Below are 16,522 nucleotides of genomic sequence, written 5' to 3' on the forward strand. Positions count from 1 at the left end.
GTGTTATTTTTTGCGCGCTATAGCTTGATGATAAAAACAGCTAACGCCTCGTCTGCCACGCCGTCAACGGATACGCTTTTATGAAAACTTCTCTGTTTAAAAGCCTGTATTTCCAGGTGCTCACCGCTATCGTCATCGGTATTCTGCTCGGCCATTTCTATCCTGAACTGGGCGCGCAGATGAAACCTCTGGGCGATGCTTTTGTAAAACTGATCAAAATGATTATCGCGCCGGTGATTTTCTGTACGGTCGTGACCGGTATCGCCGGGATGGAAAGCATGAAAGCGGTAGGCCGCACCGGTGCGGTGGCGCTGCTCTATTTTGAAATAGTGAGTACTATCGCGCTGATTATTGGCCTGGTGGTGGTGAATGTGATCCAGCCGGGCGCAGGCATGAATGTCGATCCCGCCACGCTGGATGCCAAAGCGGTCGCCGTTTACGCCCAACAGGCAGAGCAACAGGGGATTGTCGCCTTCCTGCTGGATATTATTCCCGGTAGCGTGATCGGCGCTTTCGCCAGCGGCAATATCCTGCAGGTGCTGCTGTTCGCCATTCTGTTTGGCTTTGCGCTGCATCGTCTGGGCGATAAGGGCACGCTGATTTTTAACGTGATCGACAGCTTCTCAAAAGTCATTTTTGGCGTGATTAATATGATCATGCGCCTTGCACCTATTGGCGCGTTTGGCGCGATGGCGTTTACTATCGGTAAGTATGGCGTCGGCTCGCTGGTGCAGCTGGGCCAGCTGATTATTTGCTTCTACATCACCTGCATTCTGTTTGTGGTCTTTGTACTCGGCACCATCGCCCGCGTCACCGGTTTTAATATCTTTAAATTCATCGGCTACATCAAAGAAGAGCTGCTGATTGTGCTGGGCACCTCCTCCTCGGAATCGGCGCTGCCGCGCATGCTGGATAAGATGGAGAAGCTGGGCTGTAAAAAATCGGTGGTGGGGCTGGTGATCCCTACCGGCTACTCGTTTAACCTTGATGGCACCTCGATTTACCTGACGATGGCGGCGGTGTTTATCGCGCAGGCCACCAACAGCCATATGGATATTTTCCATCAGATCACCTTGCTGGTAGTGCTGCTGCTCTCGTCAAAGGGAGCGGCGGGCGTGACCGGCAGCGGTTTTATCGTGCTGGCCGCAACGCTCTCTGCGGTCGGGCATTTGCCGGTCGCCGGGCTGGCGCTGATTCTGGGTATCGACCGCTTTATGTCCGAAGCACGTGCGTTAACCAACCTCGTTGGTAATGGCGTGGCGACGATTGTCGTAGCGAAGTGGGTCGATCAGCTGGATGAAAAGCAGCTGCATAATGCGCTTTCCTCCTCGAAAAAAGCGAAAAATCTGCCGGGCGCTTCGCTGTAATCACTGAAAACGCGCCATCCCTGACGCGCAAGAAAAGGACGCCGCCTGGCAATCAGGCCGCGTCCTTTTTCTTGCGTTGTCGGCAGGCTCCGTCTGCGCGGGTTGTACACCTTATGAGCGCTTTCGGCGGTTCAACGCGCTAAATCTATAAATATCCATAAAAAACCTTTATCTGTGCCCGCTGCGACTTGCCCTCACAGCGGGCATTTGCATAATAAAGCCCACACAGACTGTGTAAGCGCATTGCATCTGGTTTTACCGGGCACGGTTAACGTTGATTTATTTTACGTCTTTGTGTGACAACCTCGTTTTGCCGTGGTCTAACTGCCGGTGCGCCCGCTGTGCGTTATCAACAGTCCGATCGCGTCAGACTATCGTGCGTCATCAATAAGATTAAGTTGGTAATTGAGTAGGGGTTCACATGCAGGGCACCAGAATGCGTCTTATGGTTGGTGGGTTGTTGCTGGCGGCCGTCAGCGGCACATTGCAGGCTGAAACACTACAACCCGATCCCGCCTGGCAGCAGGGCAAATTAGATAACGGCCTGAAGTGGCAGCTGCTGAGTACGCCGCAGCGTCCCAACGATCGCGTGGAAGTTCGCCTGATGGTGAATACCGGATCGTTGACGGAGAATGCCCAGCAAACCGGCTTTAGCCATCTGCTCCCTCGCCTGGCGATGGTTCATAACACCGCGCTCGATCCGGCGCAGCAGCGCTCGCTGTGGCAGCAGGGCATGGATCCCGATCGTCCACTGCCACCGGCCGTCACATCTTATGAATTCACCTTGTACAATCTCAGCCTGCCGAATAACCGTCCCGAACTGTTAAAGGATGCCTTGAGCTGGCTCGCCGCCACGGCAGGCAAAATGTCGATTAACGAGCAGGTGGTCAGCACTGCGCTGAACGCTGACGATCCCATTGCCAGCTGGCCGCTTAACCCGCGTGACGTCTGGTGGCGTTACCGGCTGAAAGGCTCGGCGCTGTTGGGGCATGATCCCGCGGAACAGCCTAAATCACCGATTGATATCAAACAGCTCAACAGCTTCTATCAGCAGTGGTATACGCCCGATGCGATGACGCTGTTTGTGGTGGGTAATGTTGACAGCCGTTCTCTGAGCGAGCAAATCAATAAAGCGTTCTCACCGTTAACCGGCAAGCGTGACATGCCGGCACCGGTGCCGACACTCTCTCCGCTGCCGTCGCAGCCGGTGGTACTGGTTAACCCCAGCCTGAAGCAGGATCGCCTGTCACTGATTTGGGATATGCCGTGGCAGCCTATTCGCGACTCACAAAACCTTATCCGCTACTGGCAGAGCGATTTGGCGCGTGAGGCGCTGTTCTGGCACGTTCAGCGCGTATTGAGCGACAGCAAAGCGCAGGGCGTACAGGTTGGCTTTGACTGCCGCGTGCTGTATCAGCGAGCGCAGTGCGCCATCAGCATGGATTCCGGCGCGGAAACGCTGGAAAAGAACATGAACCTGATTGCTCATGAACTGGCAAACGTACGGGATAACGGCCTGCCGCAGTCGGAGTTCGACGCGCTGATGGCGCAGAAAACCAGCGAGCTGAATAAGCTATTTGCTACCTATGCGCGTACCAATACCGATGTACTGATGAGCCAGCGTTTACGCTCGCAGCAAAACGCGGTGGTGGATATCGCGCCGGAGCAGTATCAAAAATATCGCCAGGACTTCCTTAATAACCTGACGCTGACCGCACTGAATCAGGAGCTGCGCCAGCAGCTGTCGCAGGAGCTGACGATGTCGCTGATGCAGCCGCAGGGCGAGCCGGAAGCCAATATCAAAGCATTGCAGGAGAGCTGGCAGAAAATCATGACGCCGCCACCGGCGCCGGTTGTTGCCACGCCGCAAGAGGAAAAAACGGAAGTGTCAGATATTCCGGCACCGCAGTCATAATTTAACGCCGGTGAGGTGATCCCACCGGCGTTTTTTTATCCACTTCAGGCGGTGGTGATGGTGGTTTTCTTCGCCCGCAGCCATTCGGTGACCAACATCGGCCAGCTGGCTAACGGCGAATCGGCCAGATTGCGCATGCCAAAACCGTGGCCGCCGCGCTCATAGAAATGCAGTTCGACCGGCACCTTCTGCTCGCGTAGCGCGCTGAAAAAAGCCATGCTGTGGGTAACCGGCACGCTTTCATCGTCTACGGCGTGGATCAGCAGCACCGGCGGCGTTTCACGCGTTACGCGCGTTTCCAGCGAATAGGCCTCCAGCGTTTTATCATCCGGCCATGCGCCAAGCAGACGCTGACGCGATTCAGTCTGCGCCAGACCTTCACGCATAGAGATCACCGGATAGACCAGCACCAGCGCATCGGGGCGCGCCGAGAGTTTGTCTGCGTTATCCTGCGGCGGATAGAGTTTTTCACTAAAGCGCGTACCGACGCTGGCGGTGACGTAGCCTCCGGCGGAAAAACCGATCATAACCACGTGTTTGCCGTTAAGGCCGCGTGCGGCACGATCGCGCAGCACACGCACCGCACGCTGGGCATCCGCCAGCGGTGCATCCGCCCCTTCGTGATGACCATCCTGCGGCAGGCGATAGGTCATCACCGCCAGCGTATAGCCCATGGCGGTAAAGAATGTCGCCAGCGAACTGCCTTCGCTATCGATCATAATACGTGCAAAGCTACCGCCAGGCGCCACCAGCAGCGTGGTGCCGTTGGAATCTTCGGGATACCAGACAGCCAGCTCAGGGCAGCGAACGCCTGAGGCCGCCCGATTATAGGGTTCGAATTCTTTGGCTAAATCGATGATCTGCGGCTTAGCGGTTGACTGACTGGCTCCGGGCGCGTCGCCGTGTGGCCAGAGATTGAAAATTTCTGCTTTCATAACCTGTCCTGAGTAGCGTGATGTTTAAGTGCCGGAGCCATAATTCGCAGCGGATAAAATTCAGGCGGGGCCTATTAATCATTGGCGTTGTCGGGCATTCGCGTCCAGCATTTACTGTGCGCCGAACCACAGAATCAGAATTAGCCTGGCGCGGGAAAGTTGAATTTAACTTATGGCGAAATAGTGAGGTTTATTAATAATTTTGGTCTACAGAAGAATGTAACGAGAAGATTATTGGTTTTTCTGGGGGAATGCAGCAAGGGTATTAGTGAACATAAGATCTCTAAAATTAGATGGCGTTATCATTATATGGGATAGTAAACATGGTTTAATCAAAAAGCTTTTATTAATAACAAGGAATAGTTATGGCTATAGAATGCATTTTCACGCTCAATGGTATGCCTTTATCAATATTAGAATGTAAAGATGTGGGGAAATTCCCTGCGTTCTCTGGACAGCAATATGGCCGAAATAATCCTACAATGACAGGGCGGGAGAACATTGGTCCGATTCCAAAAGGACGATACTATATTCTCAATCGTCAATCAGGCGGACGAATGGGATTTTTATACGATATGGCTTTGCGCTATGGCTACGGAACTGACCGTAATGAATGGTTTGCATTATACCGTGATGACGGGCAAATAGATGATTTTACTTTTGAGGATGGCATCAGGCGCGGACGGTTCCGGTTACATCCGGTCGGACCAAGAGGCTTAAGTGAAGGATGTATAACAGTTAATCACATTCCTGATTTTCATTATTTACGTGCTAGTCTTTTGCAAACTACTACATTTAGTATTCCAGGAACGAGTATGAAAGCTTTTGGCACAGTGCAGGTCAATTAATGAAAATTGTTAAGTGGATAGCGTGGATCTTGGGTTTTATCATTTTACTGCTGATGCTCAATCTTATTGTGCCACAGTTTATTTCCGTTGATTTTCAGTATCTAATAGCAGATATAGCTGGTGTGGCTGGCGCAGAGCAGATTGGTAATATGCTGGTAAATATAACCTTTATTATCTCTCTGATTCTTGCTGTTATTATTTTGGCGCTTGCAGTGACGCTAACGCGTAGCAGAAAACGTTAAGCTGCCGGAAAAAAGCGCCATAACTGGCAAGGGGCTGTTAACCGGCTATCAGCAACCGCTCCAGTGAAAAGAAGCGGTTGAGGATGCAAAGGCGCTTATCTGGTGTTACCAGCTGCGCAGTTCGCCATAGGGCACCATTACGTGCTCCTGATAAGCCGGACGCTGCGTTAAACGCTGATAATATTTTTCCAGCGCAGGTAAAGCGGGACGCGTAATTTCCAGGGTGTAATAGCGATAAAGCAGCGTGCCAAACATAATATCCGCCACCGTCAGCCGATCGCCCGCCAGATAGTCGTGCTGTGCCAGTTGCTGGTCGGCAATTTTCAGCAGCATCGTCAGATTATCCAGTGCAGCGCTAATGGCCTGCTCATCGCGATCTTCCGGCGCGCCCACAAACAGCGGCCAGAATATCGGACGAATAAAACTGACGTAAACGCTTGCTTTCGCCCACTCCGCCCAGACATCAACCGCTGCGCGCGCCAGCGCCTCTTGCGGCCAGAAGGCGTCATCGCCATAGCGACCGGCCAGATAGCGAACAATGGCGGCAGATTCAAACAGCGGGGGGCTGTTATCATCGCGTAGCACCGGCACCAGGCCGTTGGGGTTCATCGCCAAAAATTCTGGCGTATGATTTCCGCCATATTTGTGTCCGATGTCGATGCGCTGGTAAGGCAGCCCCAGCTCGCCGATACACCACATAACAGCCTGTACATTTGATGAAGTTTTACGTCCCCAAACCTTAAGCATTGCTTACTCTCCTGAGCGATAACGGAAAGTACAGCATAAGCGCAGCTGTTAACGCGGCATAGCATTAAGCGGAATAATCGCACCGCGATGCTGAATGACTGTACTGGCGGTCAGGTGTCCGCGCTGCGCCGCTTCCTGAGCGCTGCCGCCACACAGCCGCACCGCCAGATAACCTGCGCTAAAGGAGTCGCCCGCCGCCGTGGTATCGATAATCTTCTCTTTTTCCAGCCGCATCGCCGGAACTTCCAACAGCGGCTGCGCATCCAGCGCCACCAGGCAGGCATCCGCGCCGCGTTTGATCACGATTTCGCTAACGCCAGCGGCGCGCGTGCGGGCGATCACCTGTTCCACCGGCGCTTCATCCCACAGTAAGGTCTCATCATCCAGCGTCAGGAAGGCGATATCGGTGCGCTCGAGCATCGCCTGATACGCCTGCTGCGCATCTTCACGGCTTGCCCAAAGGCGCGGGCGATAGTTGTTATCAAAAATCACTTTGCCGCCGTTGGCGCGACAGGCAGCGAGCAGTGTCATTAGCCGTTGCCGATCTTCCGCCGTCAGGATCGCCAGACTAATGCCGCTGAGATAGAGGTAATCAAACTGTGCCAGCTGCTGACAAATCGCCTCTGCCTGCGGGCTTTGCAGCCAAAAACGTGCGGCGGCTTCGTTACGCCAGTAGCTAAAGGTGCGCTCGCCAGCGGCGTCGGTTTCAATCACGTACAGGCCCGGCAAGCGGTTTTCCAGGCGCTGCACCAGATCGGTTCGCACGCCTTCCTGCTGCCAGGCGGCAAGCATTTCGCTGCTAAAGTTATCGTTGCCCAGCGCGGTCACATATTCCACCGTTAGCTGGTCAGCTGGCGTCTGGCGTGCAATATAAACGGCGGTGTTAAGCGTATCACCGCCAAAGCCGCGTTTTAGCCTCTCTCCCTGCGATGAAAGTTCGATCATGCACTCGCCGATTACCGCTATTTTTTTCTCTGCCATCATAATCACCCCGTAATGAAAGGCTTTTAGTCTCCACCGAGCGTGGCGGTGAGTCAATATTTTAAAACAGTGTTTTAATTTAACTTAAGTCACTAATTTGTCGAGATAAGCGGCGATAAAGCAATAAATCACGGCGTTATTGTCACGATTGAAAAGATTACCCGCTGATAAAGTAGCACTCCTCAACGCAGCGTGCGCGCAAGAGACCTTGTCGACACCTCGCGATTGGCTGAGGAACAGAGCCAAACCTGGCAGGATTAAAATCATGATGATGAATAAAATTAGTCATCGGCTTCCTTCCTCAATTGTCATGCAACAACATCAAAATCAGCGGAACTACTGGCTGAAATGCCAGCGTTTTTATACCTTTCAACCGATTTATCAGGTTACAGGCCGCCTGATGGCAATTGAGCTACTGACCGCGGTATCGCATCCGTCCGCGCCGGGTCAGAAACTGTCGCCGGAACGCTATTTTGCTGCACTGGATATTCCCCAACGTCTACATGTCATTCAGGAACAGCTGGAATTACTCAGCCGCTGGGAACACTTTTTTGCCGGAACCGGCTGTATGGCATCGGTCAATATCGATGGACCGGCGCTGATGGCGATTCAGCATCATGCGCCGCTGCGCGCGTTGATCGCTCGTCTCTCCTGGGTGCGCTTCGAGCTGGTTGAGCATCAGGTTTTGCCGCAGGAAGAGATGGTGGCGCAGATGCCGGAGCTGGGCGCGCTGTGGCTGGATGATTTCGGTGCCGGAATGGCCAACTTCTCCGCGCTGACGGAACTCAGTTACGATTACATCAAGCTGGCGCGCGAGCTGTTTATGCTGTTGCGTAACAGCGAAGAGGGCCGCAGTTTGTTTACCACGCTGCTGGCGCTGATTAATCGCTACTGCAAAGGGGTGATTGTCGAAGGCGTGGAAACCGCTGAAGAGTGGGAGCAGGTGCGCAGTTCGCCTGCTTGCGCCGCCCAGGGCTATTTTTTCGCGCGGCCGCAGCCTTTTGAAGCATTGATTAACCTGCCGTTTCAGCTTGCCGGATGCTGATTTCGCCGCTCTCTACTATCTTTACCAAATAGATTGCAGGTAAGGAGACGGAGATGTCACGCGCAGGAAAAATCACCCGTTGGGTGCTTGGGATTTTTTGTTTGTTGGTTGTGGTGCTGGTAGTGGTTATCGCAACCTTTGACTGGAATCGCCTGAAACCAACCATCAACCAGAAAGTCTCAACGGAGTTAAACCGGCCTTTCGCTATTCGCGGCGATCTGGGCGTTAACTGGGCGCGCAACCACGATGAGCAGGGCTGGCGCCGTTGGGTGCCCTGGCCGCAGATCCATGCGCAGGATATTGTTCTGGGCAACCCGCCCAACATTCCTGAGGTGACGATGGTGCATTTACAGCGCGCCGACGCCACGATTTCCCCGCTGGCGCTGCTGCATAAAGAGATTTTCATCCCATGGATCAAACTCCAGCAGCCGGACGCCAGGCTGATTCAGACCGCCGACAAAAAGAATAACTGGACGTTCGATCTCGCCAGCAGCGAGCAGCCGCAAACCGAGCAGCAGCCTTCCGCCTGGTCCTTCCGTCTGGATAATATTCAGTTTGATCGCGCGCATATCGCTTATCGCGATGCGGTCAATAAAGCCAATGTCAAAATGGAAGTGGATCCGCTGGGCAAACCGGTGCCGTATGGTCAGGTTGCCGGTGGCGATGATCGGCAGAAGGGCGCGGCGGATTTCATCTTTGGCTGGCGTGCCAGCGGCACGTATAACGATCAGCAGCTGGATGGCAGTGGCAAGCTGGGCGGCATGCTTTCGCTACGCAGTAAAAATACCCCTTTCCCGATCCAGGCTGAAGTGCGCAACGGCAGCACGCGCGTGGGGATTACCGGCAGCCTGCAGGACCCGCTGAATCTGGGCGGACTGGATCTGCGCGTGCGTTTCTCCGGCGATACGCTGGCTAACCTGTACGATTTGACCGGCGTTCTGCTGCCGGATACGCCGCCGTATGAAACTGACGGCCATCTGACGGTGAAATTCGGTGAAAAAGGCGATGCCGTTTACCGCTATGAGAAGTTTAATGGTCATATCGGCGATAGCGATATTCACGGCACGCTGTCCTATACGCAGGGCAAGCCGCGACCGAAGCTGAGCGGTGAAGTGGTGTCCCGTCAGCTGCGTATGGCGGATTTAGGACCGCTGATCGGCGTCGATTCCGGTAAAGATAGCGAGAAGAGCAAGCGTGCCGAAGCGCAGCGCGGCGAAACGAGCCGTCAACCCGCCGATCGCGTTCTGCCGCACGACCGCTTTGATACCAAAAACTGGGACGTCATGGATGCCGACGTGAAGTTTAGCGGCAAGCGTATTGAACACAGCGATTCGTTGCCGTTAAGCGACCTTTATACCCATCTGGAGCTGAAAGATGGCGACCTGCTGCTGGATCCGCTGCGTTTCGGCATGGCGGGCGGCAATATCAACTCAACGATTCGTCTCGAAGGCAGCAAAACGCCGATGCGCGGCCGTGCTGACCTGCACGCGCGTCAACTGCATCTGCGCCAGCTTTTCCCCAATGTCGAGGCGATGCGTAGCAGCATGGGCCAGCTCAACGGCGATGCGAAGCTGAGCGGCACCGGGAATTCAGTGGCGGATTTGCTGGCGACCAGCAACGGCGATATGAAGCTGCTGATGAACGATGGCGTTATCAGCCGAAGCCTGATGGAAATTGTCGGCCTGAACGTGGGTAATTATGTGGTAGGCAAGCTGTTCGGCGATGACGAAGTGCGCATCAACTGTGCGGCGGCCAATCTGGACGTGCGTAACGGCGTGGCATCGTCGCGGCTGTTTGTGTTTGATACCAGCAATGCGGTGGTTAACCTTTCCGGTAATGTTAACTTCGCCAATGAGCGCATGGATCTGTCGATTAATCCGGAAAGCAAAGGCATGCGCATTGTTACCCTGCGTTCCCCGCTTTACGTACGCGGCACCTTTAAAAATCCAGATGCCGGGGTGAAAACCGGGCCGCTGTTAGCGCGCGGCGCGGCGGCCGTCGCCCTGGGAACGGTGTTAACGCCAGCGGCGGCGTTACTGGCGCTGATTTCGCCCAGCGATAATGAAGATAATCAGTGCGTAAATGTCCTGCAGCAGATGAAGAGCCAGAAATAACGCGTTCATTATCGGCGCATGGATGAAAAATAATCAAACCCCGCAATCCGACAGGATGGCGGGGTTTTTTATGCTGAGATGATGAATAGCAGATAAAAGGCGTCATTAAGACGCCTTTTTTACCGCTGGCAGGAGGTTACGCCTCATACAGCGTTTGATGACGCGTCTCTTTGCAGGCGATCAGCGCAAACAGCGTTAACAACGCCATCGCTGCCAAATAGAGACCAACGGCAAACAGGCCATAATGCGCGTTAAGCCAGGCGGCAATATAAGGCGCTACCGACGCGCCGAGAATAGACGACAAATTGTAGGAAAAGGAGGCGCCGGTATAACGCACTTCTGTCGGGAACAGCTCCGGCAGCAGTGCGCCCATCGGGCCGAAGGTCAGCCCCATAATGCTCAGGCCAAGCAGCAGAAACACCATCATCATGGTTTGGCTGCCGGACGCCATCAGCGACGGAAACAGCAGCGCAAACACCAGAATTCCCAGCGTAATCAAAATCATGGTCTTACGCCGACCAAAGCGGTCAGCCAGCAGACCGGCAATCGGCACCATCACGCCAAAACCAATGACCGCCACCATCAGCATCCACAGCAGGCTATTGCGCGAGAAGCCAAGGCCAGCAGGAACCGGCGCGGTGCCGTAGCTCATGGAATAAACCGTCATAATGTAAAACAGCGTGTAGGTCGCCAGCATGATAAAGGTGCCGAGGATCGTCGCACCGAGATGCTTGCTTAACAGCGTTCCAATCGGGATACGTACCTGCTTTTTCTCTTTTTGCACTTTCGCGAACACCGGGCTTTCATGCAGCGAAACGCGCACGTACAGGCCGATAATTACCAGCACCGCGGACAGTATGAACGGCACGCGCCAGCCCCAGCTCATAAACTGTTCGTCGGTCAGCAGCCAGGAGAGCAGCAGGAAGGTACCGTTGGCAAAGAAGAAGCCAATCGGCGCGCCGAGCTGCGGAAAAGAGCCATACAGCGCACGCTTTTTCGCCGGGGCGTTTTCCGTCGCCAGCAGCGCCGCGCCGCCCCATTCACCGCCCAGTCCCAAACCCTGACCGAAGCGCGCCAGCGCCAGCAGCAGCGGCGCAAACACGCCAATTGTGGCGTAGCCGGGCAGCAGACCAATCACTACCGTAGAAATGCCCATCGTCAGCAGCGAAGCGACCAGCGTTGCCTTACGACCAACGCGATCGCCGAAATGACCAAAGAGCGCCGAGCCGATAGGCCGTGCGACAAACGCGATGGCGAAGGTCGCCAGCGACTGGAGCGTGGCGACGGTGGCATCGCCCTGCGGGAAGAAAATGTGCGGGAAAACAATCACTGCGGCGGTGGCATAAATATAGAAATCGAAGAATTCGATTGCAGTGCCCACCAGCGACGCAATAACCACTTTACTGCGCGAGTTAACCTGAGCGTTGTCGTTTTCAGTATCAAGTGTTGGAGCGATGGATGCTTGCATAATTGTTTCTTATTTGTAAAACGTGTCCAGGAATCTTACGCACTGCCTCTGGCGCGTTCAATGGTGAAAAGCCGCGTCGCGGCTGGCTTGCCGGGGTGAAAAGTGGATAATTTTTAACAATAAAGCTTTACCGGCGAATGGCAGGGCGAACGGCGATTTTTCTGGCGGGAATCACTGCAAAACAGGGAAATAAAAGTGAGGGGTTAGTTATTCATGCTGGTTGTTGGTTAAATATTGCACGCAACGCGGCATTTTCGTCTGAGATGCCGCGTTGCGCAGAGGCTATTTTTTCCTGCGTAGATCCAGCTTCGGATCGTTTTTATAGTTGGCGGTAGCAATCCAGGCGGCGCAAAACAGCGTCAGGCGCGCAAAGAAATAGAAAAACGCCATCAGGCCCAGCACCGAGCCAAAGGCCGCGCCGGAAGGGGATGCCGCCAGTTTCGGTAGCGTCATCGTCATAATAAATTTAATCACCTCAAAGCCGATCGCTGCCAGCAGCGTGCCGCGAAACAGCGCTTTTTTATGAGGACGATGACGCGGCAGGATCCAGAAAATCCACAGAAACAGCAAATAGTTGGCAAGGATAGAAATCGACAGCGCAATCAGCGTCATCGCCGGGCGCAGCCACTCAATATCCTGTAGCCCCAGCGCGTGCACAATCGCATCCTGCGCTGAACCCGCAATAGAGGTTAACGACAGGGTAATAATCAGCGCCAGCACCAGCCCGGTCAGGGAGATAAAGTCGCGAGTATATTTAAAATAGATTTTCTCCTTGTCCTGCTTGCCGCGCTCAAAAACGTCACGCGACTGGGCGCGAATCGCTTCGCGTAGGTTGCCCATCCAGCTGAGACCTGAATAGAGCGCCACCAGCAGGCCGGTGATGCCCACGGTGGTACGCTGCTGAACGGCGGTTTGTACGGTGTTTTTTAACGTACTGGCTAACGTGGGATCGCTGATGCTGCTAACAATGCGGTCAATCAGCTCATTCAGCAGCGTCGGATGCGACGCCAGCACAAAGCCTACCGCCGCGAACGAAACCATCAGAATTGGTATCAGCGATAAAAACGAGAAATAGGTAATTGCCGCGCCGAACTGGCTGCCAAGGCGATCGGTAAAGCGTTCTCCGGCGCGAATAAAATGCGCGACGGCCGGAATCGCCTGGAACCAGCTAACGAAGCGTGAGACGCGAGTAATCGAGCGATCAACTTTAGCGTTGCCCGTTTTAATGTTAATCAGTGGCTTTTCTTCTTCCTGCTCAGCAGGAGGCTGGGGGTTTTTGTCCGTCATCAACCGGAATCATCCTTTTGTTTAGGGCTTTAGCTTGTCATTATAGCCGCGCTGTTACGCAACGTAGCCTTTCAGCAGCTGCGTTAGCCATTCCATAAATACTCTTACCCGCTGAGCCAGATTACGACGGTGCGGCCACAGCAGCGAGATCGGCATCGGACGAGCGCGGAAGCCGGGCAGCACCTCAACCAGCTGTTGATTCTCCAGCAGCGGCTGCACGCCGTGGCGCGGTGCCTGAATAATGCCTAATCCGGCAACGCAGGCATGACGATACGCCTGCGTCGAGTTCACCGTCAGCGCGCCGCCGGTGTGGATAAAGTGGCTGCGCTGGCCATCATAAAACTCAAAGCCTGCGGGCGCGCCGCCAAACTGTTGGCTGTAATGCACCATCGCATGTTGCGAAAGCTCCTCCAGCCGCAGCGGCATGCCAAAACGCATCAAATAGCCGGGGCTGGCGCAGTTCACCATCGGCAGCAGGCCCAGCGTGCGGCTCATCAGGCCAGAATCCTGGAGCTGGCCCACGCGCACCACGCAGTCGAAGCCTTCGCGGATCACATCCACCTGCCGATCGCTGCTGCTGAGTTCCAGCTCCAGGCCGGGATAGTGCTGTAGAAACTGCGGCAGTTGCGGAATAACGATATCGGTCGCCAGCGCCACCGGCATATCAACCCGCAGGCGTCCACTTAATGTGGCCGGTTCGTTCTGGAACAGGGCATCCATTTCATCCAGCGTCGCCAACACATCGCGGCAGCGCTCGTAATAGGCCAGCCCGTCCTGCGTAAGCTGTACGCGTCGGGTGGTGCGATGCAGCAGACGTGTGCCCAGTTGATCTTCCAACGCCTGCACCTGGCGCGACAGGCTGCCTTTCGGCTGACCGAGACTTTCCGCCGCGCGGGTAAAACTTTCCATCTCCGCGACCGTAACAAACACTCTCATTGCATGAATTTTATCCATTTATGCACCGTTTGTTGCTCAAAGTGAAACAGTGAACTGTTATCAGCATAGTTTATCGCGCACTTTATTTTCAATATGCTGAATTTTTAAGCGACAAAAGCGCAAGAGAGGCAACATGAGTGGAAAATTAGTGTTGATCACCGGCGGCAGCCGGGGTTTAGGGCGTAATGCAGCGCTGAAACTGGCGGAAAAAGGCGTTGATGTGATCATTACCTGGCGTCAGCAGCAGCAGGAAGCGGAAAACGTGGTGGAGGAAATTCGCGCTTTGGGCCAGCGTGCCGCCGCGCTACAGCTGGATGTGGCCGAGGTATCCAGCTTTGCGGATTTTATTGCACGCCTGCAACAGACGCTGCGCACCCACTGGCAGCGTGAACGCATTGACTACCTGTTTAACAATGCAGGCGTTGGCCTGTATAACGCGTTTGCAGAAACCAGCGAGCAGCAATTCGATACGCTGATGCTGACTCACTTCAAGGGCCCTTTTTTCCTGACGCAGCGCCTGCTGCCATTGATCAATGACGGCGGTCGCATTCTGAATGTTTCCAGCGGCCTGGCGCGCTTTAGCCCACCCGGCTATGCGGCCTATGCCTCAATGAAAGGCGCGATGGAAGTGCTAACACGCTACCAGGCGCATGAACTTGGCCCGCGCGGCATTGCGGTGAATATTCTGGCGCCCGGCGCGATTGAAACCGATTTTGGCGGCGGCACGGTGCGTGATAATCCAGAGGTGAATGCCTGGGTCGCTGCGCAAACCGCGATGGGACGCGCCGGTCAGCCGAATGATATCGGTCGTGCCGTCGCCGCGCTGCTCAGCGAGGATACCGGCTGGATCACCGGCCAACGTATCGAAGCATCGGGCGGGATGTATCTGTAAGGCTGGGCGCGCTGCACTTTACCCTAATCTGACAGGCAAGGGCAGGCAGAGGAGCAGCGCGCCAGCCGCAGGGCGTTAAACCGTTATCGTGCCGTCAATCAGGGTAACGGCTTTCCCGCCGATCCAGATGCCATCATCACGATACTGGACGGCGATCAGGCCGTTACGCTGAATCGCGGTGCCCTGACGCGCCAGATAATCATGCGGACGGCCCTGTAGCGCCAGGTAACGCGCCAGGCAGGCGTTGGCGCTGCCGGTAACCGGATCTTCCGTTAAGGCGCCCTGTTCCACCAGCAGTCCGCGCACCTCATATTGCACCTCGCCGTCGCTGGTCGGGCCAAACGGCATCACGCCGGTGACGTTGGCATCCTGCAACAGCTGCGCCAGACGCGGTACGTCGGGCGCAATATCCAGCACCGCCTGCGCTGACGCCATCGGCACCAATAGCCAGCGAATCCCCATATCGACGATTGTCACCGCCTGCTGCATATCAAACGCTTCGCTGTTAAGCGCGGCGGCGATGCCGGGATGCTCCCAGCCGGTGAGCGTTGCCTCCGGGGCGGCAAAGGCTAAATCACCATCGGCGGCGATGGTTATCGGCACCAGCCCCACGCCGCACTCCTGCACCATGCGGCCCGGCGTTTTAACCTGATGGCCCGCCTCCAGCAGCGCATGCGCCGTGCCAAGGGTAGGGTGACCGGCAAACGGCAGCTCGCCTTCAATGGTAAAAATGCGTACCCGGTAATCTGCGTCAGGATGCTGCGGCGGCAATACAAAGGTGGTTTCAGAGAGGTTAGTCCAGCGGGCGATGCTTTGCATTTGCGCGTCGCTCAGCTCGCTGGCAGCCAGGATCACCGCCAGAGGATTACCGCAAAAAGCCGTGTTGCTGAACACATCGACCTGCTTAAAGGGAAGTTTGTTGGTCATAACCATTCCAGTGTTGATCCAGAAAGCTGATTACTAGCCTGTTTACGTTGCGAACGTCAATGGTTAGATCGCTTTGAAGCTTGTTTCGGATCCCTTTTGGCTTTTCTTGTAGGTTATTTAGGTTTGTCCGATAAAGAATCTATCAACGCGTGGGATTTTACTTGCGGAAGTTAACTATATTATTAAGCGGCAAAGTTATTTTCGCCGCTTAAATCGTATCGCCTGAAGGCAGGGAATTATTCATTAAAATCTAAATAAAGGCCCATTACTGTTAATCATACCGATACCTGTATAAATTCCGGCTAAAGCGGCACCGCTTACCATTCCCCACGGGCCAAAATATATGCCAGCTAAAGCGCCGGTAATTATGGATGCGCCAATGTTATGGGTATAAAAAATCAATAATTAAGATGGTTATGTACTTGATGCCGAAAAAAGTCATCATGATGATAATAACGTCCCATAGATGTTGCTGACTACCATCGTACATTATTCTTAGTGAAGAAAGATGAGCCAACAATATGCTGAAGCATAATCCTGTTATATTAGAGATTGCGCTTTTTTTTAATTTTTCCATGATTTCCCCAATAGTTAATTATTGAGTGGTATAAATTTTATAGCGTCAATTAACCAGGCATTTGAGGTTAACCTTATCAGGTAATCAAAAATATCAATTTCATTTCGTGAGTGTCATGGTTGTCTTGCGCTAAAAGATAAAGCTCGCTTATATATAGAGGCAATGAAGATTTTGGACATCATTTTTTAACTTACGCTGTGTTCGTTCAGTTTAAGGATCTGTGCGCTTGTGCTGGCACCAT

General features: G+C 54.2%; 15 protein-coding genes. 7 read left to right on the forward strand and 8 right to left on the reverse strand.

Features of this window, described 5'->3' with window-relative positions; all coding sequences use genetic code 11:
• Window positions 1-80 precede the first annotated feature (80 nt).
• The gene (locus tag J2X14_RS11285; RefSeq protein ID WP_352411311.1) at window positions 81-1,367 is read left to right on the forward strand and encodes a dicarboxylate/amino acid:cation symporter; all 1,287 of its coding nucleotides are present in this window, start codon (window positions 81-83) and stop codon (window positions 1,365-1,367) included.
• 421 nt (window positions 1,368-1,788) lie between these two features.
• Window positions 1,789-3,282, forward strand: coding sequence for a M16 family metallopeptidase (locus tag J2X14_RS11290; RefSeq protein ID WP_352411312.1), 1,494 nt, complete (start codon window positions 1,789-1,791; stop codon window positions 3,280-3,282).
• A gap of 44 nt (window positions 3,283-3,326) precedes the next feature.
• On the opposite strand, the gene J2X14_RS11295 is transcribed toward J2X14_RS11290, so the two are convergent.
• Window positions 3,327-4,217 (reverse strand): alpha/beta hydrolase, encoded by an 891-nt coding sequence (locus J2X14_RS11295; protein ID WP_352411313.1) that lies wholly within the window; start codon window positions 4,215-4,217, stop codon window positions 3,327-3,329.
• Window positions 4,218-4,582: 365 nt separating this feature from the next.
• On the opposite strand from J2X14_RS11295, the gene J2X14_RS11300 reads away from it, so the two are divergent.
• Complete coding sequence (locus J2X14_RS11300; protein ID WP_352411314.1) at window positions 4,583-5,065, forward strand: DUF2778 domain-containing protein; 483 nt, start codon at window positions 4,583-4,585, stop codon at window positions 5,063-5,065.
• A complete protein-coding gene (locus J2X14_RS11305; protein WP_352411315.1) occupies window positions 5,065-5,307 on the forward strand; it encodes a hypothetical protein in 243 nt (80 codons plus the stop codon). The genes J2X14_RS11300 and J2X14_RS11305 overlap by 1 nt, the downstream gene beginning before the upstream one ends.
• 105 nt (window positions 5,308-5,412) lie before the next feature.
• Here the strand turns inward: J2X14_RS11305 and J2X14_RS11310 are convergent, their stop codons facing one another.
• Both J2X14_RS11310 and kdgK read right to left on the reverse strand, forming a co-directional pair.
• Window positions 5,413-6,054, reverse strand: coding sequence for a glutathione S-transferase family protein (locus J2X14_RS11310; protein WP_352411316.1), 642 nt, complete (start codon window positions 6,052-6,054; stop codon window positions 5,413-5,415).
• Between the two features lie 48 nt (window positions 6,055-6,102).
• On the reverse strand, window positions 6,103-7,035 hold the full coding sequence (gene kdgK, locus J2X14_RS11315) for a 2-dehydro-3-deoxygluconokinase (protein WP_352411549.1): 933 nt from the start codon (window positions 7,033-7,035) through the stop codon (window positions 6,103-6,105).
• A gap of 265 nt (window positions 7,036-7,300) precedes the next feature.
• On the opposite strand from kdgK, the gene pdeH reads away from it, so the two are divergent.
• Both pdeH and J2X14_RS11325 read left to right on the forward strand, forming a co-directional pair.
• Window positions 7,301-8,080, forward strand: coding sequence for a cyclic-guanylate-specific phosphodiesterase (pdeH, locus tag J2X14_RS11320; protein ID WP_352411317.1), 780 nt, complete (start codon window positions 7,301-7,303; stop codon window positions 8,078-8,080).
• A 53-nt stretch (window positions 8,081-8,133) separates the two neighbouring features.
• Window positions 8,134-10,194, forward strand: coding sequence for an AsmA family protein (locus J2X14_RS11325; RefSeq protein ID WP_352411318.1), 2,061 nt, complete (start codon window positions 8,134-8,136; stop codon window positions 10,192-10,194).
• 136 nt (window positions 10,195-10,330) lie between these two features.
• On the opposite strand, the gene J2X14_RS11330 is transcribed toward J2X14_RS11325, so the two are convergent.
• The 3 genes from J2X14_RS11330 to J2X14_RS11340 form a co-directional block, all read right to left on the reverse strand.
• Window positions 10,331-11,662 (reverse strand): MFS transporter, encoded by a 1,332-nt coding sequence (locus tag J2X14_RS11330; RefSeq protein ID WP_352411319.1) that lies wholly within the window; start codon window positions 11,660-11,662, stop codon window positions 10,331-10,333.
• Window positions 11,663-11,944: 282 nt separating this feature from the next.
• Window positions 11,945-12,949, reverse strand: coding sequence for an inner membrane protein YhjD (gene yhjD, locus J2X14_RS11335; protein WP_352411320.1), 1,005 nt, complete (start codon window positions 12,947-12,949; stop codon window positions 11,945-11,947).
• 54 nt (window positions 12,950-13,003) lie between these two features.
• A complete protein-coding gene (locus J2X14_RS11340) occupies window positions 13,004-13,903 on the reverse strand; it encodes a LysR family transcriptional regulator (RefSeq protein ID WP_352411321.1) in 900 nt (299 codons plus the stop codon).
• Between the two features lie 115 nt (window positions 13,904-14,018).
• Between J2X14_RS11340 and J2X14_RS11345 the strand changes: the two genes are divergently transcribed.
• Window positions 14,019-14,777, forward strand: a complete 759-nt coding sequence (locus tag J2X14_RS11345; protein WP_352411322.1) for an SDR family NAD(P)-dependent oxidoreductase — start codon at window positions 14,019-14,021, stop codon at window positions 14,775-14,777.
• Window positions 14,778-14,852: 75 nt separating this feature from the next.
• Here the strand turns inward: J2X14_RS11345 and J2X14_RS11350 are convergent, their stop codons facing one another.
• Complete coding sequence (locus J2X14_RS11350) at window positions 14,853-15,704, reverse strand: PhzF family phenazine biosynthesis protein (RefSeq protein WP_352411323.1); 852 nt, start codon at window positions 15,702-15,704, stop codon at window positions 14,853-14,855.
• Window positions 15,705-15,947: 243 nt separating this feature from the next.
• Window positions 15,948-16,106, reverse strand: a complete 159-nt coding sequence (locus J2X14_RS21015) for a hypothetical protein (protein WP_502889993.1) — start codon at window positions 16,104-16,106, stop codon at window positions 15,948-15,950.
• Between the last annotated feature and the right edge of the window lie 416 nt (window positions 16,107-16,522).

This window comes from Mixta sp. BE291, assembly GCF_031457955.1.
Lineage (GTDB): Bacteria > Pseudomonadota > Gammaproteobacteria > Enterobacterales > Enterobacteriaceae > Mixta.